Annotated in this window: 5 protein-coding genes; 3 read left to right on the forward strand and 2 right to left on the reverse strand. The window is 69.6% G+C overall.

Annotated features, from left to right (window positions below; translation table 11 throughout):
- Nucleotides 1-96: 96 nt before the first annotated feature.
- Nucleotides 97-606: an Lrp/AsnC family transcriptional regulator gene (locus tag AC3WRT_RS20525; protein WP_492725243.1), complete on the reverse strand. Its 510-nt coding sequence runs from the start codon at nt 604-606 to the stop codon at nt 97-99.
- A gap of 107 nt (nt 607-713) precedes the next feature.
- On the opposite strand from AC3WRT_RS20525, the gene hppD reads away from it, so the two are divergent.
- The 3 genes from hppD to AC3WRT_RS20540 all read left to right on the forward strand — a co-directional run bounded on the left by hppD (nt 714) and on the right by AC3WRT_RS20540 (nt 4,682).
- Entirely contained in the window at nt 714-1,955 is a 1,242-nt protein-coding gene (gene hppD / locus AC3WRT_RS20530; RefSeq protein WP_492725245.1) for a 4-hydroxyphenylpyruvate dioxygenase, read from the forward strand.
- Nucleotides 1,956-2,111: 156 nt separating this feature from the next.
- Entirely contained in the window at nt 2,112-2,930 is an 819-nt protein-coding gene (locus AC3WRT_RS20535) for an RDD family protein (protein WP_492725247.1), read from the forward strand.
- A 189-nt stretch (nt 2,931-3,119) separates the two neighbouring features.
- Complete coding sequence (locus AC3WRT_RS20540) at nt 3,120-4,682, forward strand: DHA2 family efflux MFS transporter permease subunit (protein ID WP_492725249.1); 1,563 nt, start codon at nt 3,120-3,122, stop codon at nt 4,680-4,682.
- Between the two features lie 22 nt (nt 4,683-4,704).
- On the opposite strand, the gene fahA is transcribed toward AC3WRT_RS20540, so the two are convergent.
- On the reverse strand, nt 4,705-5,960 hold a 1,256-nt coding region (gene fahA, locus AC3WRT_RS20545), incomplete at its 5' end, for a fumarylacetoacetase (protein ID WP_492725251.1).

Here is a 5,960-nt window from a genome sequence, read left to right on the forward strand (position 1 = left end):
GCGTAGGGGTCGGTGGTCACGGGGGCTCCTGGTCCGTCGGTGGGCGAAGAGGCATGGCCCGGCTGGGCGGCATCGATGATGCTGTCGGCGTACCCCTCAGGAGGAGGAGTCGAGCAGGTGCTCCACCAGCGGGATCGTGCGGTGGTCGAGCCGGGTGGCCAGCGAGATGACCGTCGAGGCCCGGGTGACGTGTGCGTCGTCGACGACGCGATCGATGACCCGCTGCAGGTCGGCGTTGTCGCGTCCGACGATCCGGATGAGCACGTCGCCGGAACCGGTGATGGTGTGCGCCTCGAGCACCTCCGGGATGGCCGCGAGGTGCTCGACGACGGGCGAGTGGCCACCGCCACCCTGGCGGATCTCGAGCGTGCAGAACGCCGTCACCGGATAGCCGAGCGCGGCGGGGTCGACGTCCGGAGCCATCGAGCGAAGCACCCCGGTGCGCTGAAGCCGGTCGAGGCGAGCCTGCACGGTCCCGCGCGCCACCCCGAGTCGGCGAGAGGCGCCGAGCACGCCGACGCCCGGCTCGGTGAGCAGGAGCAGCAGGATCCGGCAGTCCAGGGCGTCGACGGGGGCCCGGGGCGGGGGCGTGCTCGCAGAGGTCATGGTCGAAGTGTCCACCGCGACACGGCATACGACCAACAGTTTGTGCACTCTGCCCAGCGATCACGGTGTCTCTTGCACACTCCGACCCGGTCGGTCACTCTCGCTCCATGACCGACACGATGCCGTCCGTGCCTTCCGTGGCCCCCGAACTCACCGACCAGGAGCGCGAGGCCGATCTGGACCTCGAGCAGCTCAAGCAGCTCGTCGGCCTCGTCGAGTACGACGAGAACACCGACGTCTTTCCCGTCACAGGCTGGGACTCGATCGTCTTCGTCGCCGGCAACGCCACGCAGAGCGCGCACTACTACCAGAGCGCCTGGGGCATGGAGCTCGTCGCCTACTCCGGGCCCGAGAACGGCCACCGCGACCACAAGGCGTTCGTCCTCAAGAGCGGCTCGATCCGCTTCGTCATCAAGGGCGCGGTCGACCCCGACAGCCCCCTCGCCGACCACCACCGCCGCCACGGCGACGGCGTCGTCGACATCGCGCTCGAGGTGCCCGACGTCGACCGGTGCATCGCGCAGGCGCGCAAGGCCGGCGCCACCGTCCTCGAGGAGCCGGCCGACCACACCGACGAGCACGGCACGGTACGCATCGCCGCCATCGCCACCTACGGCGAGACGCGTCACACCCTCGTGCAGCGCCACGTGGACGGGCAGACGTATGCCGGCCCGTACCTCCCGGGCTACGTGCCCGCCGCGTCGTCCCACGAGAAGCGGGACGGTCAGCCGAAGCGGTTGTTCCAAGCCCTCGACCACATCGTCGGCAACGTCGAGCTCGGCCACATGGACGAATGGGTCGGCTTCTACAACCGCGTCATGGGCTTCGTGAACATGGCCGAGTTCATCGGCGACGACATCGCCACCGACTACTCGGCCCTGATGAGCAAGGTCGTCGCCAACGGCAACCACCGCGTGAAGTTCCCGCTCAACGAGCCGGCCATCGCCAAGAAGAAGAGCCAGATCGACGAGTACCTCGAGTTCTACCGTGGCGCCGGTGCCCAGCACCTGGCCGTCGCGACGAACGACATCCTGGCCTCGGTTGACGCGCTGCGCGCCAACGGTGTCGAGTTCCTCGACACCCCCGACAGCTACTACGAGGACGCCGAGCTGCGTGAGCGCATCGGCAACGTCCGCGTGCCGATCGAGGAGCTGCAGAAGCGCAAGATCCTCGTCGACCGCGACGAGGACGGCTACCTGTTGCAGATCTTCACCAAGCCGCTCGGGGACCGGCCGACCGTCTTCTTCGAGCTCATCGAGCGGCACGGCTCGCTGGGGTTCGGCAAGGGCAACTTCAAGGCCCTCTTCGAGGCGATCGAGCGCGAGCAGGACAAGCGCGGCAACCTCTGAGTCGACCCCTCGGGGCCACTCGAGGCGGGCTCTGAGGCGGGCTCGGCCCCGGTCTGATCCCCACGGCGTGCGGGAACGGGCCGGGGCCGACATCTGCTGCGGGGGACATGACGCGCCGTGCGGCTGAGAGCGCGTACGTCGTGGCAGAGTTGAGGCATGAGCCAGCAGCCCTCCGGGTGGTACGACGACCCCAGCAACACCGACATGCTCCGCTACTGGGACGGTGTGTCGTGGACCAACCACACCGCGCCGAAGAAGTCGCCGACCCTCTCGCAGAGCACGATCGGGGTGCAGCAGAGCCAGCCCGGCCAGGTGCCCGCTGACCGCACCGGCGCGTCGGCGCCGACGACCCCCGTGCCGCAGGGCAGTGGCTGGCAGACGCAGGCACCGCAGCAGCAGTCGCCTCAGGGCTACTACCAGCAGGCACCCGCCAACGCCCAGTGGATGGCGAACATCCGCACGACGGCCGACGGGGTGCCGCTCGCCTCATGGGGCAAGCGGGTGGCCGCGTGGATCCTCGACGGCATCATCATCGTCATCGTCGGGGGGATCCTCTCGTGGCTGGCGACCCCGAGGCTCTCCGAGGTCTTCTCCCAGATGGTGACCGCCGCCGAGGCCGGGAACCAGGCCCGCGTCGTCGAGCTGCAGAACCAGCTGACCGGCCCGGCCGTCCAGTTCGGCCTCGTCCTGTGGCTCCTCACGACGGCGTACTGCCTCGTCTTCTGGACGACGACGGCGCAGACGCCCGGCAAGATGGCGCTCGGCATCAGTGTCCGGCGCGTCAGCGAGCCCGGACCGCTACCGCTCGGCACCGCCCTGCTGCGCCGGCTCGTGCCCCTGGCGGCCCAGGTCGTCCCCTTCCTCTCGCTGCTCGACGGGCTCTGGCCGCTGTGGGACGACAAGCGCCAGGCGTTGCATGACAAGGTCGCGAGCACGCAGGTCGTCGAGGGCAAGCAGCCTCGCAAGCACCACTGACGACACCCACCCGGGTCCGGTCGAAAGGTCCGGTCGGAAGGTGTGGTCGGCAGAGGGCCGGATTCGGCCGGCGGCATATGTCCCTTGCGCTGCTGTCGGTGGGCGGCGCGACAATGAAAGCTGCGGCGGGCAGTCCCGCGGCCACGGCGTCGTCGCCGTCCACGCACCACCGTCCGAACCGGAGTCCTCGTGTCAACTCCTGCCGCTCCTGTCCTGACCGACTACCCCGACAAGATCGACGGGCCGGTCCTCAAGATCGCCGGCGTCGTCGTGCTCGGGGCGATCATGTCGATCCTCGACATCACGGTCGTCAACATCGCCCTGCCGACCTTCCAGACCGTGTTCGCCGAGAGCCCCGGGAAGGCCCTGGCGTACTCCACGGTCGCCTGGTCGGTCACGGCCTACACCCTCGCACTCGCGACGGTCATCCCGCTGACGGGCTGGGCGGCCGACCGGTTCGGCACCAAGCGGCTCTACGTCCTTGCCGTCGTCCTCTTCACCTGCGGTTCGGCCCTGTGCGCGACCGCCGGCTCCATCGAATGGCTCATCGCGTTCCGCGTCCTGCAGGGCCTGGGCGGCGGCATGCTGATGCCGCTCGGCATGACGATCATGACCCGTGCTGCGGGGCCGGCCCGCATGGGCCGGCTGATGGCCATCCTCGGGGTGCCCATGCTCCTCGGCCCGATCTTCGGGCCCATCCTCGGCGGCTGGCTCATCGAGGTGGCGTCCTGGCACTGGATCTTCCTGATCAACGTGCCGATCGGCACCGTGGCGGTGCTGTACGCGTTGTGGGCCCTGCCCTCCGACGCGCCCGAGCCGTCCGAGTCGTTCGACTTCGTGGGCATGCTGCTGATGTCGCCCGGCCTCGCGCTCTTCCTCTACGGCATCAGCTCCATCCCGGGGGAGGGGACCTTCATCTCCAAGAAGGTGCTCGTGCCGCTGTGCATCGGCCTTGTCATGCTCGTGAGCTTCGTCTTCTACAGCTTCCGGCCCAAGCACCCGCTCCTCGACCTGCGGCTCTTCCGCAACCGTCGACTCAGCGCCGCGACGATCACGATGTTCCTCTTCGCCGCCGCGTTCTTCGGCGGTCTGCTCCTCGTGCCGACCTACTACCAGCAGGTCCGGGGGCTCGACACGCTCCACGCGGCCTTCCTGATGGTGCCGCAGGGTCTGGGCGCCATGGTGACGATGCCGATCGCGGGTGCCCTTTCCGACAGGGTCCCGGTCGGGCGCATCGTGCCCTTCGGGCTGGTCCTCATCACCGGCGGCATGTTCGCCCTGACGCAGGTGGGCACCGACACGCCGTACTGGGGGTTCATGATCCCGGTGCTCTTCATCATGGGCCTCGGCATGGGGGGCACGATGATGCCGCTCATGACCTCGGCGCTGAAGACCTTGAAGAGCCACCAGGTCGCCCGCGGCTCGACGCTGCTCAACATCTCGCAGCAGATCGCGAGCTCGGTCGGGGTCGCCGTCATCTCGGTGGTCTTCACCAACTACATCAGCGCCTCGGCCCTGGCCGGCCCAGCCATCGCGGCGTCGCACAACCCGGGGCTGGTCAACTCCATCGGCGGCCAGGTGGCGGTGCAGAAGGGACTGACCGAGGCCGCCGACGCCTTCGGCAGCACCTTCCTCATAGCCGCGATCCTGCTCGCCCTGACGTTGATCCCGGCCGCCTTCCTGCCGCGCAAGCACGAGCACTCGCACTTCCTCGACGACCAGCCGGAGGCGGCAGCGGTCATCGTCCACTGAGTTGGGTGAATTCCGGGAAGGGTCAGCGGGCAGGGCGGATCGTTCCGGTCACCGCGCCGAGGCCGATGCGTGTGCCGTTCGGCCCGGGCGCCCACGCCGTCATCGTCACGGTGTCGCCGTCCTCGAGGAAGCCGCGCGTCGAGCCGTCCTGCAAGGTCAGGGGATCGGTGGCGTTCCAGGTGAGCTCGAGAAGGCTCCCGCGGGTCCCTCGGGTCGGACCGCTGATCGTGCCTGAGGCGAAGAGGTCGCCGTTGCGGAGGGAGGCGCCGTTGACGCTCAGGTGCGCCAGCATCTGGGCCGGCGACCAGTACATCCCGGCGTGCTCCGGGCGCGAGACCACCGTGCCGTTCAGCCTCACCTCGACGTGCACGTCGAGGCCGAACGCGTCCCCGCGCAGGTAGGGCAGCACCTCCGGGTCCGACTGGCCGGGAAGGGGGACGCGGGCCGAGGCGAGTGCGTCCAGGGGGGTGACCCACGCCGAGACGGAGGTGGCGAAGGACTTGCCGAGGAAGGGCCCGAGCGGGACGTACTCCCAGGCCTGGATGTCCCGAGCGCTCCAGTCGTTGAGGAGGACGACGCCGAAGAGGTGGTCGCCCGCCTCGTCGACGCTCACGCGTGAGCCGAGGTCCGTGGCGCCGCCCACGACGTAGCCGAGCTCGGCCTCGATGTCGAGGCGGATGCTCGGGCCGAAGACGGGCGTGGGGTCGTTCGGTCCCTTGCGCTGGCCAGTCGGACGGACCACGTCGGTGCCCGAGACGACCACGGTGCCGGCACGGCCGTGGTAACCGATCGGCAGGTGCTTCCAGTTCGGCGGCAGGGCGGCGTTGTCGGGGCGGAAGATCTGCCCCACGTTGCTCGCGTGGTCCTCGCTGGCGTAGAAGTCGACGTAGTCGGCCACCTCGATCGGCAGGTGGAGGGTGACGTCGCCCAGCGGGTGCAGATGAGGCGAGACGCCGTCGCGGTGGACCTCGTCACTCAGGACCTCGGTCAGCCACTGCCGGGCGGTCGTCCACGCCGGACGACCGAGGGCCAAGAAGGCGTTGAGGCTGGGGGTCTGCCACGCGGTCGCGAGGTCCGGGCCCTCGCCGACGAGACCGGCGTCGCGCCCGATCGCTGCCACGGCTCCGGCGTCGAGCACGAGGTCTCCGATGCGCACCCCGACCCGGCGGCTGGGGTGCGCATCGGTGCTGAACACACCGTAGGGCAGCGTCTCGATGCCGAAGGGGTGGTCCGGGGGGAGGCCGAGCCAGCTGGTCGGCCATTCGGTCGGTCGGGGGC

It is taken from the genome of Terrabacter sp. FW104-15G4B (assembly GCF_058790095.1).